We start from the raw sequence: 16,717 nt of genomic DNA on the forward strand, positions 1-16,717 counted from the left end.
TCACTTCTGCAGCAGCGCCTTCAGGCTGGCGAGCCGGTCCTTCGGCGACATCGGCGCCTCTTCCGGGGTAGGCGGCGGCGCATCGTCGAGCCCCATCTCCGGAATGAAGCGCGACGGCTCGCACACGACCGTCTCGCGCGCCCGCTTGCGCTTCTTGCACCAGTTCAGGTGCAGGCTGCGCTGCGCACGCGTGATCGCGACGTACATCAGCCGGCGCTCCTCCTCGATCCGCTCGTTGTCGATCGGGCCGTCGTCCTCGCTGCCGCCGCGGTGCGGCATGATGCCTTCCTCGACGCCGACCAGGAACACGTGCGGATACTCGAGCCCCTTCGACGCATGGACGGTCGACAGCCGCACGGCGTCCGGATCCTCGTCCTTGCCCTCGAGCATCGACATCAGCGCGACGGTCTGGATCAGGCCGAGCAGGTTCTTGCCGGTATCGGCGAGCCCGTCGGCGTTGTGGAAGCCTTCGGCCTCGCCGTCGACGGCTTCCGTCTCGGGCTTGGTGCCCTTGCGCTTCAGCCATTCGAGGAATTCGAGCACGTTCTGCCACTTCGACTGCGCCTGGCGCTCGTCGAACGCGTCGTACAGGTACGCCTCGTAGTGGATCGCCTCCATCATGTCGTCGAGCACGACGGTCGCGGGCTCCTTGTCCGCGCGCTCGGTCAGGCGCTGGATGAAGTCGCAGAACATCCGCAGCGGCTCGACCTGGCGCGCCGACAGCCGCGCCTCGATGCCGCCCATGTACACCGCTTCGAACAACGACACCTTCGCCTGGCCCGCGAACGAGCCGAGCGCCTCGAGGGTCGTGTTGCCGATCCCGCGGCGCGGCGTCGTGACCGCGCGGATGAACGCGGGATCGTCGTCGGCGTTCGCGATCAGCCGCAGGTACGCGCACAGGTCCTTGATCTCGGCCTTGTCGAAGAACGACTGGCCGCCCGACAGCACGTACGGAATGCGTTCGCGCCGCAGCACCTGCTCGAAGATGCGCGCCTGGAAGTTGCCGCGATACAGGATCGCGTAATCGCGAAACTGCGCGCGCCGCTCGAACTTGTGCGCGGACAGCCGGAACACCACCGATTCGGCTTCATGCTCCTCGTCGTTGCACGCCGTGACGGTGATCGAATCGCCCATCCCATGCTCGGACCACAGCTTCTTCTCGAACAGTTTCGGGTTGTTCGCGATCACGTTGTTCGCGGCGGTGAGGATGCGCACCGTCGACCGGTAGTTCTGCTCGAGCTTGACCAGGTGCAGCTTCGGAAAATCCTTGCCGAGCTGCGCGAGGTTCTCGAGCGTCGCACCGCGCCAGCCGTAGATCGCCTGGTCGTCGTCGCCGACCGCCGTGAACGCCGCACGCGGGCCCGCGAGCAACTTCAGCAGCTCGTACTGGCACGCGTTGGTGTCCTGGTACTCGTCGATCAGCAGGTAGCGCAGCTTGTTCTGCCAGCGGTCGCGCACCTGCTCGTTCTTAGCGAACAGCTCGGCCGGCAGGCGGATCAGGTCGTCGAAGTCGACCGCCTGGTACGCGTGCAGCGTCGCGACGTAGTTGCGGTAGACCAGCGCGGCCTGGTGCTCGTCCTCGTTGGCCGCGATCGCCATCGCCTCGTCGGGCATGATCAGGCCGTTCTTCCACAGCGAGATGATGCTCTGGATCTTGCGGATCAGCCCCTTGTCGGTCGTGCCGAGCTGCTCCTGGATCATCCCGAAGCAGTCGTCCGAATCCATGATCGAGAACTGCGGCTTCAGGCCGACGTGCTCGGCCTCCTGGCGCAGGATCTGCACGCCGAGCGAGTGGAACGTGCAGACGGTGAGCTGGTTGACGGGCACCTTGCGCCCTTCCTTGCCGGGCGTGGTGAGCGTCTTGCCCTCGAGCAGCTTCCCCACGCGCTCGCGCATTTCGGCGGCCGCCTTGTTCGTGAACGTGACGGCCGCGATGTGGCGCGGCTCGAAGCCTTTCGCTTCGATCAGGTGCGCGATCTTCTGCGTGATCACGCGGGTCTTGCCGCTGCCCGCGCCGGCGAGCACGAGACAGGGACCGTCGAGGTAGCGCACCGCTTCGTTCTGGGCGGGATTGAGGCCTGCGGACATGATGGCGGATGGTGTTGCGGTTGACGGCGGAACGCCGGGAGGATGCCGTGCGCGGCGGGCCGGCGAAGCAGGCGGACACGCGGGGCAGGACGCGCATGTTAACACGTCGGCGGCGCGCTTTTCGGGAGCGCCGCCGGACGGGGCCGCGCAGCCGGATCCCGCGGCCGCCCCTTGTCCGTCCGGCCAATCCGGCCCCGTTCGCGCAGCGATCGGCCACAATATCTCAACCCGGCACCGCCCCGTGCCCAACCGCCTGGATCGCCTGAATCGCCTGAATCGCCACCGGATCGACATCATGGGATACCCGTTCGCCACCGCCGCCCTTGGCCCGCTGCTGTTCGCGCAGGGGCGCTACGTGCGCCGCGTCACGCCGCGCCTGCCCGAGGCGGCCGGCCCGCGCGACGGCGTGGCGGGCGACGGCCCGCCGCTGCGCGTGCTGGTGGTCGGCGATTCGGCCGCCGCGGGCGTCGGCGTCGCGACGCAGCGCGACGCGCTGTCCGGGCAGCTGGCGAACGCGCTCGCGGCCACGCACCGCGTGCACTGGAAGCTGCTCGCGCGCACGGGCCTGACCACGCGGGAGCTCGTCGACTGGCTCGCCGCCGAACCGGCCGAGCCGTTCGACGTGGCCGTCACGTCGCTCGGCGTCAACGACGTGACGGGCGGCGTGCCGCCGGCCCGCTGGCAGGCGCAGCAGGCCGAGCTCGTCCGGCTGCTCGCCACTCGTTTCCGGGTCGGCCACGCGATCCTGTCGGCGGTGCCGCCGATGGAGCGCTTTCCGGCGCTGCCGCAGCCGCTCGCGTGGTATCTCGGGTTGCGCGCGAAACGGCTCAACACGGCGCTCGCCGGCTGGGCCGCCACGCAGCCGCACTGTACGTTCCTGCGCGTCGAGCTGCCGCTCGAGCGCCACCTGATGGCCGCCGACGGCTTCCACCCCGGTGCCGCCGCCTGCACGGTGTGGGCCACGCAAGTCGCCGCCGCCGTGCTGCGCCGGACGGCCGCATGACGTACCACGACGCCCCGGCACCGGCCTTTCACCGCGCGGGCTGGCAGGCAAAACCCCGCACGGGCGGCACACGGGCCCGCGCAAAATGCCGGCCTTCGTTGCGCAAGCGCCGCATCGCACGGCGCGTTTCGCCCGAACGCCCCGGTACGAGCGGCGGCGCCATGCCAAAATAGCCGGTCGTCTTCGCGCCGTCTCGGCGCACCATCCTTTAGTTTCCTTCGCAGCCAGGGATTGCCATGTCGTCATTGCTCAGGATTGGTTTGATGGGTTTCGGTTTCGCCGGCGCGACGTTCCATGCGCCGGTCATCGCCACGAGCGGCCGCACTGAAGTCGCCGCGATCGCGACGGGGCAGCCCGATCGCGCGCAAGCCGCGTATCCGGGCGCGCGCGTCGTCCCCGATCTCGACACGCTGCTCGGCCTCGACGACATCGAATGCGTGGTGATCGCCACACCGAACGACACGCACTTCACGCTCGCGCGCCAGGTACTCGAAGCCGGCCGCCACGTGGTCGTCGACAAGCCCGTCACGCTCACCGCCGACGAGGCGCTTGCGCTCGCGCGGCTCGCGAACGCGCGCAGCCGGCTGTTCGCGCCGTTCCACAACCGCCGCTGGGACGGCGATTTCCTCACCGTGCGCCGCATCGTCGAATCGGGCGAGCTCGGCCGGCTCACGTATTTCGCGTCGCACTTCGACCGCTTCCGCCCGACGCCGCGCACGCGCTGGCGCGAGGAACCCGCCCGCGGCGGCGGCCTGCTGCTCGACCTCGGCCCGCACCTGATCGACCAGGCGCTCGCGCTGTTCGGCCTGCCCGAAACGGTGGGCGCGACCGTCAAGACCCGTCGCGACAACGGCACGGCGCCCGATTTCGTGCACCTGCAGCTCGGTTACCCGGACAAGGACGTGGCGCTGCATGCGAGCGCGCTGTCGGCGATCGAACCCGCGCGCTTCACGCTGCACGGCACACGCGGCAGCTACCAGAAGTTCGGGCTCGACACGCAGGAAGACCAGCTCAAGGCCGGCCTCACCGCGGACGACGTCGAATTCGGCGGCGGCAATCCGCCGGGCCTGCTGCGCGTGCTCGACGGCGAGGTCGAGGTCGAACGCCCGGTGCCGACACTCGACGGCCAGTACGCGGAGTTCTACCGCGCGCTCGCCGCGTCGATCCGCGACGGCGCGCCGTTTCCCGTCACCACGCAGGATGCCGTCGACGTGATGACGATCATCGAGCTCGCCGCGCAGAGCGAGCACGACGGCCGCCGGCTGCCGTTCGTGCGCCGCACGATCTGACACCGCGCGCCGGCCGGTCGCGGCCGGCCGGCACGCGCGCGGCCGGCCCGGCGGATTCGATTACAGGAACATTCGGTTACAAATGCCGGGGGAACGAAAGTCAGCGTCCGACCGGTCTGACGCGTTTCTCGAAAAAGTCGATCCGACACCAATCCGTCTGGAGAATGTTGATGCAACGGTTGATTCGCGCAGCAGCGTGCTGCGTCCTGGTTTCCTCGCTTGCGGCCTGTATCGTGCAGCCGCAGCAGCCGGTTCGCCCGGCCCCTCCGCCGCGGCCGAATCCGCAGGTCGTCGCGAACGAGCGGATGCAGCAGATCCAGGGCCGGATCGAGAACCTGCACCGCCGCATCGATGCGCGCGTGAACGGCGGCTACTACCCGCCGCCGTACGGCGCGCAGCTTCACCACCGCCTCGACGTGATCCGCCAGGAAGCGAACGACATGTCCGCGCAGCACAGCGGCGGCCTGTCCGGCGACGAGCAGCGCGTGCTGAACCAGGAACTCGACACGGCCGCGCGCGCGATCGGCGAGTAACGCACCGGCGCCCGCCGGCGCGGAAAAAGCGGCGGCACCGCTTGTCGCCGCTTGTCGCCGCTTGTCGCCGCTTGTCGCCGCTTGTCGCCGCTTGTCGCGAAGCGACATTCTTTTGCTCAAATTGACAAGGCCCACCTGCTCGCGTACAGTCGCCCGCACGCGTCGGGAGAGCGTGTGACCGTGCTGTTTCAGCCGGTTGCGCCGCCGAAGGGGCACACCCGCAAACTCTCAGGCAAAAGGACCGACCGCGTCGGGGAACCTCGTCCGTGCATCGCGCGGGCCACACACTCCCCGCACTCTGGAGAGCGGCAGTAGCCCGCAGCGCATAGGCTGCGCGGGCAGGCTGCCCACCGAAGGGGCGCGCGTTCGCCAGGCCTGGCCGGCAGCGCAATCTCTCAGGTATCGAGGACAGAGGGGCATGTACCGGATCGCTCGCAGGCCGTCGGCCGCGGTGGTCGGCACATGGCCGTTCTGATCCGCGCGCAAGCGCCTTGCCTGAGGCCTCGATGACTGCACTGAATCACACCCCGCTCAACGCCGCGCACCGCGCGCTCAATGCCCGCATGGTCGACTTCGGCGGCTGGGACATGCCCGTCAACTACGGCTCGCAGATCGAAGAACATGAAGCCGTGCGCACCGACGCCGGCATGTTCGACGTGTCGCACATGTGCGTCGTCGATTTCACCGGCAGCCGCGTGCGCGCGTTCTTCGAGCACGCGATCGCGAACAACGTCGGCAAGCTCAAGACGCCCGGCAAGGCACTCTACTCGTGCCTGCTCAATCCGCAGGGCGGCGTCATCGACGACCTGATCGTCTACTACTTCACCGAAGAATTCTTCCGCGTCGTCGTCAACGCCGGCACGGCCGAGAAAGACATCGCGTGGTTCAACCAGCTGAACGAGCAAGGCGGCTACGGCGTCACGATCGCGCCGCGCCGCGATTTCGCGATCATCGCCGTACAGGGCCCGAACGCCCGCGAAAAGGCCTGGGCGACCGTGCCCGCCGCGCGTGCCGCGACGAGCGAGCTGAAGCCGTTCAACGCCGCGCAGGTTGCCGGCACGCCGTTCGGCGATCTCACCGTCGCACGCACCGGCTATACCGGCGAAGACGGCTTCGAAGTGATCGTCCCGGCCGTGCACGTCGAAGCGCTGTGGAACGCGCTGCAGCAGAGCGGCGTGCGCCCGTGCGGGCTCGGCGCGCGCGACACGCTGCGCCTCGAGGCCGGCATGAACCTGTACGGCCAGGACATGGACGACACCGTCTCCCCGCTCGACGCGGGCCTCGCGTGGACGGTCGACCTCGGCGCGCCGCGCGACTTCGTCGGCCGCGCCGCCCTTGAAGCCAACGGCACCCGCGCCGCGTTCGTCGGCCTGATCCTGCAGAAGGAAAACGGCAAGGCGGGCGGCGTGCTGCGCGCGCACCAGAAGGTCGTCACGCCGCACGGCGAAGGCGAGATCACGAGCGGCACTTTCTCGCCGTCGATGCAGGAATCGATCGCGTTCGCGCGCGTGCCGGCGGCCGTCCAGATCGGCGACATCGTCCAGGTGCAAATTCGAGACAAGAATCTTCCCGCGCGCGTGGTAAAACTGCCGTTCGTGCGCAACGGCAAGGTCCTCGCTGCGTAACGGCCGGGCGGCCCGCCTCCCGGAAAGCCGGGAGATGGCGCCCGGCGCAACACCACACCCGGCGCGCCCCGGCGGGCGCGCCAGCAAAACGAACAAACCCTTTTATCAGGAGCATCCGATGAGCAACGTCCCGGCCGATCTGAAGTACACCGACGAACACGAGTGGATCCGCACTGAAGCCGACGGCACGCTGACGGTCGGCATCACCGATCACGCGCAGAACACGCTCGGCGACATCGTTTTCCTCGAACTGCCGGCCGTCGGCAAGCAGGTGAAGGCGGGCGACGCGATCGGCGTCGTCGAATCCGTGAAAGCGGCGTCGGACATCTATTCGCCGGTGTCGGGCGAGGTGGTCGCGATCAACGCGGACGCCATCGACACGCCGGAAGAGGTGAACAGCGACGCGTACGACACGTGGCTGTTCAAGATCAAGCTCGCCGCCGGCGCATCGACCGACGGCCTGCTCGACGCCGCCGCCTACAGCAAGCTGATCGACTAATTCCCTTACCCGAACCGCGCGACGCCGGCCGCCGGCCGGCCCGCGCGGGACCAGAGTCACGCCATGAAGCTCGAACACCCGGACCGCCTGATGAACCGCACGCCCCTCTCGCTCGCCGCGCTCGAAACGCACGACGCGTTCGCCGAACGCCACATCGGCCCCGACGCCGCCAGCCAGCAGGCCATGCTCGACACGCTCGGCTTCGCGTCGCGCGCCGCCCTGATCGACGCCGTGATCCCGGCCTCGATCCGCCGCGCCGAAACGCTGCCGCTCGGCCCGTTCGCGCAGCCGAAGAGCGAGGCGGAAGCCCTCGCCGCGCTGCGGGTTCTCGCGGACAAGAACCAGGTGTTCCGCTCGTATATCGGTCAGGGTTACCACGACACGCACACGCCGGCCGTGATCCTGCGCAACGTGCTCGAAAACCCGGCGTGGTACACGGCCTACACGCCGTACCAGCCCGAAATTTCCCAGGGCCGCCTCGAGGCGCTCCTGAACTTCCAGCAGATGGTCGCCGACCTGACGGGCCTCGCGATCTCGAACGCGTCGCTGCTCGATGAAGCCACCGCCGCCGCCGAAGCGATGACGCTGCTGCAGCGCACCGGCAAGCCGGCATCGAACGTGTTCTACGTCGCCGACGACGTGCTGCCGCAAACGCTCGAAGTGATCCGCACGCGCGCGCTGCCGGTCGGCATCGAGGTCAAGACGGGCCCGGCCGCCGACGCGGCGCAAGCGAATGCATTCGGCGTGCTGCTGCAATACCCGGGCGTGAACGGCGACGTGCGCGACTACCGCGCGCTCACCGAAGCGATCCACGCGGCCGGCGGCCACGTGGTCGTCGCGGCCGACCTGCTCGCGCTGACCGTGCTGACGCCACCCGGCGACTGGGGCGCGGACGTCGCGATCGGCAACACGCAGCGCTTCGGCGTGCCGATGGGCTTCGGCGGCCCGCACGCCGCCTACCTGGCCGTGCGCGACGAATTCAAGCGCCAGATGCCGGGCCGCCTCGTCGGCGTGACCGTCGACGCGCAGGGCAAGCCCGCGCTGCGCCTCGCGCTGCAGACGCGCGAACAGCACATCCGCCGCGAGAAGGCGACGTCGAACGTGTGTACCGCGCAGGCGCTGCTCGCGATCATGGCCAGCATGTACGCGGTCTACCACGGCCCGCACGGCCTGAAGACGATCGCGCTGCGCGTGAACCGCATCGCGGCCCTCTTCGCCGCCGGCGTGAAGCAGCTCGGCTTCGCGACCGTCAACGACACGTTCTTCGACACGCTGACGATCGACACCGGCGCGCGCACCGCGCAGGTCCATGAACTCGCGAAGGCCAGGCGCATCAACCTGCGCCGCGTGAGCGACACGCAAGTCGGCGTATCGGTCGACGAAACGACGACGCGCGACGACCTCGCCGATCTCCTCGACGTGTTCGCGCAGGCCGCGGGCGGCACCGCGCCGGCCGTCGATGCGCTGGACGCGGGCCTCGCCGGCGTCGCCGCGCTGCCGGCCGGCCTCGAGCGCACGAGCGCGTACCTGACGCACCCCGTGTTCAACCGCCACCATTCCGAAACCGAAATGCTGCGCTACCTGCGCAGCCTGTCGGACAAGGATCTCGCGCTCGACCGCTCGATGATCCCGCTCGGCTCGTGCACGATGAAGCTGAACGCGACGTCGGAAATGCTGCCGGTCACGTGGCCCGAATTCGGCGGCATCCACCCGTTCGCGCCGGCCGAGCAGACCGTCGGCTACCGCGAGATGATCGACCAGCTCGAGCAGATGCTCGTCGCGGCCACCGGCTACGCGGCCGTGTCGCTGCAGCCGAACGCCGGCTCGCAGGGCGAGTACGCGGGCCTGCTGATCATCCACGCTTACCACGCATCGCGCGGCGAAGCGCACCGCGACGTGTGCCTGATCCCGGCATCCGCGCACGGCACGAACCCGGCCTCCGCGCACATGGCCGGCATGAAGGTCGTGGTCGTCGCCTGCGACGCGCAGGGCAACGTCGACATCGCCGATCTCAAGGCCAAGGCCGACGAGCACGCGAAGAACCTCGCGGCGATCATGATCACGTATCCGTCGACGCACGGCGTGTTCGAGCAGAACGTCCGCGAGATCTGCGAGATCGTGCATGCGCACGGTGGCCAGGTGTACGTCGACGGCGCGAACATGAACGCGATGGTCGGCCTGACCGCGCCGGGCCAGTTCGGCGGCGACGTGTCGCACCTGAACCTGCACAAGACCTTCTGCATCCCGCACGGCGGCGGCGGCCCGGGCGTCGGCCCGGTCGCGGTCGGCGCGCACCTCGCGAAGTTCCTGCCGAACCAGCGTTCGACCGGCTACTCGCGCGACGAAAACGGCATCGGCGCGGTGTCGGCCGCGCCGTACGGCTCGGCGTCGATCCTGCCGATCTCGTGGATGTACATCGCGATGATGGGCGCGAAGAACCTGACCGCCGCGACGGAAACCGCGATCCTCAACGCGAACTACATCGCGAAGCGCCTCGCGCCGCACTACCCGGTGCTGTATTCGGGCCCGGGCGGGCTGGTGGCGCACGAGTGCATTCTCGACCTGCGCCCGATCAAGGAATCGAGCGGCATCACCGTCGACGACGTCGCGAAGCGCCTGATGGATTACGGCTTCCACGCGCCGACGATGAGCTTCCCGGTGCCGGGTACGCTGATGGTCGAGCCGACCGAATCGGAATCGCAGGAGGAACTCGACCGCTTCATCGCCGCGATGATCGCGATCCGCGAGGAAATCCGTGCGGTCGAGGAAGGCCGCGCCGACCGCGAGGACAACCCGCTGCGTCACGCCCCGCACACGGCGGCCGTCGTCACCGCGAACGAATGGCCGCACGCGTACTCGCGCGAGCAGGCCGCGTACCCGGTCGCGTCGCTCGGCACGAACAAGTACTGGCCGCCAGTCGGCCGCGCGGACAATGTCTACGGCGACCGCAACCTGTTCTGCTCGTGCGTGCCGATGTCGGAATACGCATAACGCACACGAGGCCAGGAGCCGTCCGATGGTGCCCGCACCGCACGCAACCCGGGGTTGCGTGCGGTTTTTTTGTTCGCCGCTCGAACCCGTGCACGTTCGTGCGCCAATCCAGCTAACATCACACGCGATCCAGCCAATGAAGGAGTTCCGCATGGTGCGTCCGATGTTTCCGGGCCATGGTGCACTGCAAGGGCGGCCGCGCGCGCGCCGTGTCGTGCCGATGTTCGTCGCGTCGCTGTCGTTGGCCGCTGCCGGCCTCGGCGCGTGCGGCAGCGCGCGCGCGGCGATGAATTTCTGCGCGGCGCCGGCCCTGCAGGCGAGCGAGACGACGCAGGCCGAGCCGGGCGTCCAGGCGCTGATCCGCAGCGTCGACGCACGCATCGGCGAGCAGCCGAAGGCGATGGCGCGCGTGCACACCGAGGGCACGCTGCCGCACGAAGGCATCTACGACCAGAGCGCCGCCGCGCTGAAGGATCTCGACCTGATGCGCGATGCCGCGCTCGCGTGGCGCGTGACGAACGCGCCGCGCTACCTGCAGCTCGTCGACCGCTTCCTGTCCGCGTGGGTCGGCACCTACCAGCCGAGCTTCAACCCGATCGACGAGACGCGTTTCGACAGCCTGATCGTCGCGTACGACATGACGGCAAGCGCGCTGCCGGTGAAGACCCGCAATGCGACCGCAGCGTTCATCGCGAAGCTCGGCGCCGGTTATGTCGCGCAGATCGACGCGCAGAAGCGCCCGCTCACCGGCACCTGGCGCAACAACTGGCAGAGCCACCGGATCAAGCTGATCGCGCTGTCCGCGTTCACGCTCGGCGACCGCAGGATGATGAACGCCGCGCAGCGGCTGTTCGTCGAGCATCTCGCCGACAACATCGGCCCGGACGGCAAGACGTGGGACTTCGAGGAGCGCGATGCGCTGCACTACGCGGTCTACGACCTGCAGCCGCTGGTGACGGCCGCGCTCGCCGCACGCCGCTTCAACCGCAACTGGCTGCGCGAGCGCGGCACGAACGGTGCGACGCTCGCGGCCGCGCTCGACTGGCTCGTGCCGTACGCGCTCGGCGAGAAAACGCACGAGGAATTCGTGAATTCGCCGGTGCCGTTCGACGCGAAGCGCCGCGAAGCCGGCCTGCCGGGCTACACGGGGCAGTGGGACCCGAAAAACGCCACCGAACTCTTTCATCTGGCCGCGCGGCTCGACGGGCGTTATGCCCGCGTCGCGCAGCAACTTTCCCCAACGCCGCCCGCATGGCTCGCCGCGTGCCTGCCATTGCAGGCGCGCTAGCACTACTCTTAAAGCAAGGCAGGAATCGAAATGGCAGTCAGCGTCTTTGACCTCTTCAAGATCGGTATCGGTCCATCCAGTTCGCATACGGTCGGGCCGATGCGCGCGGCGCTGATGTTCGTCCAGGGCCTCGAGCGCGACGGGATGCTCGACGCGACCGCTCACGTGAAGGTCGAGCTGTACGGCTCGCTCGGCGCCACCGGCAAGGGCCACGGCACCGACCGCGGCGTGATGCTCGGCCTGCTCGGCGACGCGCCCGACACCGTCGATCCCGACACGATCGACGCGCGGCTGGAAGACGTCCGCAAGTCGAAGAAGCTCGCGCTGCTCGGCACGCACCCGGTGCCGTTCGTGCTGAAGGAGAACATCGCGTTCTACCGCCAGGCGCTGCCCGAGCATCCGAACGGGATGAAGCTGCGCGCGAGCGACGCGAACGGCGCGGTGCTGGTCGAGCGCACCTACCTGTCGGTCGGCGGCGGCTTCGTCGTGACGGCCGGCGCGCCGAACACGAAGGTGCTGAGCGCGGCCGAGCAGATGACGCACCCGTTCCGCACCGGCGCCGAGCTGCTCGCGCTGACCGAGTCGACCGGCAAGTCGATCGCGCAGCTGATGTGGGAAAACGAGCGCGCGTGGCACACCGAGGAAGAGACGCGCGATGGCCTGCTGAAGATCTGGGCGGTGATGCAGTCGTGCGTGTCGCGCGGCTGCGGAATCGGCAACCCGGATGCCGACGGCAACCTGCCCGGCCCGTTCCAGGTCAAGCGCCGCGCGCCGCAGCTGTACCGCACGCTGACGGGCAGCCCGGAGCGTGCGCTGCAGGATCCGCTGTCGATGATCGACTGGATCAACCTGTACGCGATCGCGGTCAACGAGGAAAACGCGGCCGGCGGGCGCGTCGTGACCGCGCCGACCAACGGCGCGGCCGGCATCATCCCCGCCGTGCTGCACTACTACACGCGCTTCACGCCGGGCGCGAACGAGCAGGGCGTGATCGACTTCCTGCTCACCGCCGCCGCGATCGGCATTCTTTACAAGCTGAATGCGTCGATCTCCGGCGCGGAAGTTGGCTGCCAGGGTGAAGTGGGCGTCGCGTGCTCGATGGCGGCGGGCGCGCTCGCGGCCGTGCTCGGCGGCACGCCGCAACAGGTCGAGAACGCGGCCGAGATCGGGATGGAGCACAACCTCGGCCTCACCTGCGACCCGGTCGGCGGGATGGTGCAGATTCCCTGCATCGAGCGCAACGCGATGGCGTCGGTGAAGGCGGTCAACGCGGCGCGCATGGCGTTGCGCGGCGACGGCTCGCACTACGTGTCGCTCGATTCGGTGATCAAGACGATGCGCGAGACCGGTGCCGACATGAAGACGAAGTACAAGGAAACGTCGCGCGGCGGGCTCGCGGTGAATATCGTCGAGTGCTGATGCGGATTCCGGCGGTCACGCGGGGCGAATCGATACCCTGCCGTGCCGCCGGACATGACCGGGCACGCTAGTCGTTCAGCCAGTTCTCCAGCCGCAACCCCGGGTAACTCGCGAACTCCCGCTCGTTGTTGGTCACGAGCACGGCGTCGAGCGACACCGCGTGCGCCGCGATCAGTTTGTCGAGATGATCCCTCTTCCGCTCGCGGGTCGCTTCGCGAACAGGGCCGTACGCTTGCGCGGCCGCCGCGTCGAACGGCGCAACCGGAATATCCTCGATCAGGTCGGCAAGGTTGCGGCGCTCCCGGACCGCATTCGCACACGCGGCCACGCCGTATTCGAGCTCGGCGTACGTAATCGCCGACATCACGACGTCCCCCGTGTAGCACTGGGCAAATCGTTTCGCGACCTGTTCCGGCTGATGCTTCATCAAATAGATGCACATGTTGGTGTCGAGCATGTAGCGCGGCATCACAAACCCTCGCGGTCGGCCTGCTCGTGGTCGCCACGCCCTTCAGCCATGAAATCCGGTGCGAATTTCGCGAACTTCTCGAGCACGCCAGCCAACGGCCGTCGCACGGGACGAATACGGATTTCGTCGCCGATCCGTTCGATTTCGAGCTCGATATCGCTGCGCTCGTAGGCAAGGTCCGCCGGAATCCGTACGGCCTGCGAGTTGCCGTTCCGGAACACCCTCGTGGTATGCATGTCGATCTCCCATGCGTGTGTACGATGGATGTACTTTAGGGTGTTTCCGAGGCAATGTAAATCCATGTGTGTACACGGCTCCGAAGTGATCATGCGGGCGGCTCGCGATATGCCGGAGATATCCACTGCCGGCGGCCGGTCAATTGCGGCGAAAAGACACGGGGTTCGACGCAATTCGCCACCCGCCTGACCGTGGCAGCGGATCGTCCTGTCCGGCTCGATGCCGGCAGCCTCCACTGTCCACCGTCCGGCAATCACGCACCAGTCGTCCTTTCGGCCAGCCGAACCCGGCGAGCACGCAAGACGCGCCGCCCGACCCGCTCCGGGTTCCGACACTTTTCACCGGCCGGCGTACCGGCGCCCGGCCGACAGGCGTAAGCTGTACGTCCCGCTACCCAGGGAGACGGCAGCCCATGTCGCATTCCAAGGATCTCGAGCAGCCCGCCACCACCGGCGCGCGACTGCTCGTCGATGCGTTGCTCGCCAATCACGTCGAACGCGTGTTCTGCGTGCCCGGCGAGAGTTTCCTCGCCGTACTCGATGCGCTGGCGGACGACACCGCGCGCATCCAGACGGTCGTCTGCCGCCACGAGGCGGCCGCCGCGAACATGGCCGAGGCGGTCGGCAAGCTGACTGGCCGCCCCGGCATCGCGTTCGTCACGCGCGGGCCCGGCGCGACCCATGCGTCGATCGGCGTGCACACCGCGTTCCAGGATTCGACGCCGATGATCCTGTTCGTCGGCCAGTGCGCGCGCGAGCACCTCGACCGCGAAGCCTTCCAGGAAATCGACTACCGGCGGATGTTCGGCCAGATGGCGAAATGGGTCGCGCAGATCGACGATCCGCGCCGCATTCCCGAGTACCTGAGCCATGCGTTCCACGTCGCGACCGCCGGCCGGCCCGGCCCGGTCGTGCTCGCGCTGCCGGAGGACGTGCTGTCCGAAGCCTGCGCGCCGCAGCCCGTCGTGCCGGCCGCGAAACGCGTCGCGGCCGCGCCGTCGGCCGCGCAGCTCGACGAGCTGCGCGAGCGGCTCGCGCGCGCCGAGCGTCCGTTCGCGATCGTCGGCGGCAGCGGCTGGACGCCCGACGCGTGCGCGAACCTGCGCACCTTCGTCGAGCGCTGGCAGTTGCCGGTGGCCTGCGCGTTCCGCTACCAGGACACGATCGACAACGCGCACCCGAACTATGCGGGCGACGTCGGGCTCGGGATCAACCCCGCGCTCGCGAAGCGCATCCGCGACGCCGACCTGCTGCTCGTGATCGGGCCGCGGCTCGGCGAAGCGACGACCGGCGGCTACACGCTGCTCGACATCCCGAAGACACGCCAGACGCTGGTTCACGTGCACCAGGGCGCGGACGAGCTCGGCCGCGTGTATGCGGCCGACCTGCCGATCGTGTCCGGGATGCCCGAGATCGCCGCGCCGCTCGCCGCGCTCGAGCCGCCCGAGCATCCCGCGTGGGCCGGCAGCGCCGCCGACGCGCATCGCGCGTATCGCGAATGGCATGCGCCGCTGCCGATGCCCGGCGACGTCCAGCTCGGCGACGTGATGGTGCAGTTGCGCGAGCGCCTGCCGCACGACGCGATCCTCACCAACGGCGCCGGCAATTATGCGATCTGGCTGCATCGCCACTTCGCGTACCGGCACTTCCGCTCGCAGCTCGCGCCGACGAGCGGCGCGATGGGCTACGGGCTGCCGGCCGCGCTCGCCGCGAAGTCGTTGTACCCGTCGCGCGCCGTCGTCGCGCTCGCGGGAGACGGCTGCTTCATGATGGCCGGCAACGAGCTCGCGACCGCGATGCAGTACGGGCTGAACATCGTGGCAATCGTCGTCAACAACGGCCATTTCGGTACGATCCGCATGCATCAGGAGCGCAACTACCCGGGCCGCGTGCACGGCACGGGGCTCACGAATCCCGATTTCGCCGCGTATGCGCGCGCATTCGGCGCGCATGGCGAGACCGTCGAGCGCACCGCCGATTTCGCGCCCGCGCTCGAACGCGCGCTGACCTGCGGGCTGCCCGCGCTGATCGAGATCCGCATCCCGCAGGACGCCAGCACGCCGGCCGCGACCCTCGAACAGATCCGCGAACAGGGCCGCCGCGCGCGCGGCGGATGACGGTGAGCACGCACGCCGCGCCCCCTGCCGCCGCGCTGTCGCACGACGACGCGCTGGCACTCCCCGGCACGCTGCTCGCACCGGACGGCACGCTCGTCGCGCCTTACGACCTCGAGCACGGCGCCGCGCGTGCCGCCGGCCACGTGGCGGCCGCGCCCGCGCTCGGCCTGCTGCACGCGGCGCACCGGCCGTTCCGGCTCGACTATGGCCGCGCACGGCAGGTGCATGTGATCAACGGGATGGGGGTCACGCTCGGCGATTCGGTGATCGGGCTCACCGCCCTGGCCGCGCTGCGCGCAGCGCATCCGGGCCTGGGCTTCATGCTGTACCGGCCCGCCCGCGCGCCGCGCTACGTCGATGCGCTGTACGCGCTCGCGGCCGACATCGTCGCGCCGTCGCGCGCGCTGCCGTACCCCGCCGACGCGCTGCCGGCGGACGCGCCGTGCATCGACGTCGGCAATCACCTGTACTGGCCCGCGTTTGCCCGGTTGCCGATGATCGATTTCTTCCTCGACGCGCTCGGCGTGGAGCCTGCCTCGGTGCCGGCATCGGCCAGGCGCAACCGCTGGCTCGCGCGGCTGCCGTTGCCCGCGTTGCCTGCGCAATGGCAGCGTCCGTACGTGCTGTTCTGTCCGAACGCGAGCACCGCGTTGCGCAGCGTGCCGCCTGCCCTCCGGGCAACGTTCGTCGAACAGCTGGCCCGGCGCTACGGCTTGCCGGTGGCCGGGTTCGGACCGGTCGCGCATCCCGCGTATGTCGACGTGAGCGCCGATGCGGCAGGCGATACGGCCCGGTTCATCGCATGGGTCAAGGGCGCCAGCCTGCTATTCGCGCCCGACACGGCCGCGCTGCACCTTGCCGACGGTTTCGACGTGCCGACGCTCGCGTGCTTTACAACGATCGAGCCGGCGCTGCGCGTACGCGACTATCCGCATTGCGTGCCGGTCGCGCTCGACGTGCCGGCCGAATTGCACGGGCTGCATCGCAGCGAGCGGCCGGCCGATCTCGCGGCGGTCGAGGCCGCTTACCGGGCGATCGACTGGGACGCGCTGGCCTGGCCCGCGCCGCGCAAAGCCGCGGCGACCGCTGATCAGGAAAACCGGACGCGAGCATCCGCTGCGTGGCCGACAGCGCAATAGCGTGCCCGCACCGCCTGAGCT

Annotated in this window: 13 protein-coding genes and 2 riboswitches; of the genes, 10 read left to right on the forward strand and 3 right to left on the reverse strand. The window is 69.1% G+C overall.

The window, feature by feature from the left end; all coding sequences use genetic code 11:
• On the reverse strand, positions 1–2,088 hold the full coding sequence (locus FOZ70_RS26040) for a UvrD-helicase domain-containing protein (protein ID WP_048025221.1): 2,088 nt from the start codon (positions 2,086–2,088) through the stop codon (positions 1–3).
• Positions 2,089–2,383: 295 nt separating this feature from the next.
• Between FOZ70_RS26040 and FOZ70_RS26045 the strand changes: the two genes are divergently transcribed.
• The 8 genes from FOZ70_RS26045 (at position 2,384) to FOZ70_RS26080 (ending at position 12,735) form a co-directional block, all read left to right on the forward strand.
• Positions 2,384–3,091, forward strand: coding sequence for an SGNH/GDSL hydrolase family protein (locus tag FOZ70_RS26045; RefSeq protein WP_060313948.1), 708 nt, complete (start codon positions 2,384–2,386; stop codon positions 3,089–3,091).
• Positions 3,092–3,327: 236 nt separating this feature from the next.
• On the forward strand, positions 3,328–4,380 hold the full coding sequence (locus FOZ70_RS26050) for an oxidoreductase (protein ID WP_042978333.1): 1,053 nt from the start codon (positions 3,328–3,330) through the stop codon (positions 4,378–4,380).
• A gap of 170 nt (positions 4,381–4,550) precedes the next feature.
• Entirely contained in the window at positions 4,551–4,913 is a 363-nt protein-coding gene (locus tag FOZ70_RS26055) for a hypothetical protein (RefSeq protein ID WP_021164193.1), read from the forward strand.
• 153 nt (positions 4,914–5,066) lie between these two features.
• Positions 5,067–5,168, forward strand: a riboswitch (glycine riboswitch).
• A gap of 33 nt (positions 5,169–5,201) precedes the next feature.
• A riboswitch (glycine riboswitch) is annotated at positions 5,202–5,335 on the forward strand.
• Positions 5,336–5,419: 84 nt separating this feature from the next.
• Positions 5,420–6,538 carry a glycine cleavage system aminomethyltransferase GcvT gene (gene gcvT, locus FOZ70_RS26060; protein ID WP_219707172.1) on the forward strand — a complete coding sequence of 373 codons (1,119 nt, stop codon included), beginning with the start codon at positions 5,420–5,422 and terminating at the stop codon, positions 6,536–6,538.
• Between the two features lie 118 nt (positions 6,539–6,656).
• Positions 6,657–7,037: a glycine cleavage system protein GcvH gene (gcvH, locus tag FOZ70_RS26065; RefSeq protein WP_021164191.1), complete on the forward strand. Its 381-nt coding sequence runs from the start codon at positions 6,657–6,659 to the stop codon at positions 7,035–7,037.
• Between the two features lie 63 nt (positions 7,038–7,100).
• Positions 7,101–10,028, forward strand: coding sequence for an aminomethyl-transferring glycine dehydrogenase (gcvP, locus tag FOZ70_RS26070; protein WP_059490276.1), 2,928 nt, complete (start codon positions 7,101–7,103; stop codon positions 10,026–10,028).
• Between the two features lie 151 nt (positions 10,029–10,179).
• Complete coding sequence (locus FOZ70_RS26075) at positions 10,180–11,316, forward strand: alginate lyase family protein (RefSeq protein WP_059490381.1); 1,137 nt, start codon at positions 10,180–10,182, stop codon at positions 11,314–11,316.
• Positions 11,317–11,346: 30 nt separating this feature from the next.
• On the forward strand, positions 11,347–12,735 hold the full coding sequence (locus FOZ70_RS26080; RefSeq protein WP_021164187.1) for an L-serine ammonia-lyase: 1,389 nt from the start codon (positions 11,347–11,349) through the stop codon (positions 12,733–12,735).
• A 67-nt stretch (positions 12,736–12,802) separates the two neighbouring features.
• On the opposite strand, the gene FOZ70_RS26085 is transcribed toward FOZ70_RS26080, so the two are convergent.
• On the reverse strand, positions 12,803–13,204 hold the full coding sequence (locus tag FOZ70_RS26085) for a type II toxin-antitoxin system VapC family toxin (protein ID WP_059857586.1): 402 nt from the start codon (positions 13,202–13,204) through the stop codon (positions 12,803–12,805).
• Complete coding sequence (gene vapB, locus FOZ70_RS26090; protein ID WP_048025212.1) at positions 13,204–13,440, reverse strand: type II toxin-antitoxin system VapB family antitoxin; 237 nt, start codon at positions 13,438–13,440, stop codon at positions 13,204–13,206. The genes FOZ70_RS26085 and vapB overlap by 1 nt, the downstream gene beginning before the upstream one ends.
• Before the next feature lie 413 nt (positions 13,441–13,853).
• Between vapB and FOZ70_RS26095 the strand changes: the two genes are divergently transcribed.
• Positions 13,854–15,557, forward strand: a complete 1,704-nt coding sequence (locus FOZ70_RS26095; RefSeq protein WP_059678233.1) for a thiamine pyrophosphate-binding protein — start codon at positions 13,854–13,856, stop codon at positions 15,555–15,557.
• Positions 15,554–16,696 (forward strand): ADP-heptose--LPS heptosyltransferase, encoded by a 1,143-nt coding sequence (locus FOZ70_RS26100; RefSeq protein WP_219707173.1) that lies wholly within the window; start codon positions 15,554–15,556, stop codon positions 16,694–16,696. The genes FOZ70_RS26095 and FOZ70_RS26100 overlap by 4 nt, the downstream gene beginning before the upstream one ends.
• Positions 16,697–16,717 lie beyond the last annotated feature (21 nt).

It is taken from the genome of Burkholderia sp. COPS (assembly GCF_019425585.1).
Classification (GTDB): domain Bacteria; phylum Pseudomonadota; class Gammaproteobacteria; order Burkholderiales; family Burkholderiaceae; genus Burkholderia; species Burkholderia cepacia.

What these genes read in the sequence shown, in the direction of transcription:
- FOZ70_RS26040 (WP_048025221.1), bottom strand. Translation starts at nt 2,088, where the DNA reads ATGTCCGCAGGCCTCAATCCCGCCCAGAACGAAGCGGTGCGCTACCTC.
- vapB (WP_048025212.1), bottom strand. Translation starts at nt 13,440, where the DNA reads ATGCATACCACGAGGGTGTTCCGGAACGGCAACTCGCAGGCCGTACGG.
- FOZ70_RS26100 (WP_219707173.1), top strand. Translation starts at nt 15,554, where the DNA reads ATGACGGTGAGCACGCACGCCGCGCCCCCTGCCGCCGCGCTGTCGCAC.
- FOZ70_RS26055 (WP_021164193.1), top strand. Translation starts at nt 4,551, where the DNA reads ATGCAACGGTTGATTCGCGCAGCAGCGTGCTGCGTCCTGGTTTCCTCG.
- FOZ70_RS26085 (WP_059857586.1), bottom strand. Translation starts at nt 13,204, where the DNA reads ATGCCGCGCTACATGCTCGACACCAACATGTGCATCTATTTGATGAAG.
- gcvH (WP_021164191.1), top strand. Translation starts at nt 6,657, where the DNA reads ATGAGCAACGTCCCGGCCGATCTGAAGTACACCGACGAACACGAGTGG.
- FOZ70_RS26075 (WP_059490381.1), top strand. Translation starts at nt 10,180, where the DNA reads ATGGTGCGTCCGATGTTTCCGGGCCATGGTGCACTGCAAGGGCGGCCG.
- FOZ70_RS26050 (WP_042978333.1), top strand. Translation starts at nt 3,328, where the DNA reads ATGTCGTCATTGCTCAGGATTGGTTTGATGGGTTTCGGTTTCGCCGGC.
- gcvP (WP_059490276.1), top strand. Translation starts at nt 7,101, where the DNA reads ATGAAGCTCGAACACCCGGACCGCCTGATGAACCGCACGCCCCTCTCG.
- FOZ70_RS26045 (WP_060313948.1), top strand. Translation starts at nt 2,384, where the DNA reads ATGGGATACCCGTTCGCCACCGCCGCCCTTGGCCCGCTGCTGTTCGCG.
- FOZ70_RS26095 (WP_059678233.1), top strand. Translation starts at nt 13,854, where the DNA reads ATGTCGCATTCCAAGGATCTCGAGCAGCCCGCCACCACCGGCGCGCGA.
- gcvT (WP_219707172.1), top strand. Translation starts at nt 5,420, where the DNA reads ATGACTGCACTGAATCACACCCCGCTCAACGCCGCGCACCGCGCGCTC.
- FOZ70_RS26080 (WP_021164187.1), top strand. Translation starts at nt 11,347, where the DNA reads ATGGCAGTCAGCGTCTTTGACCTCTTCAAGATCGGTATCGGTCCATCC.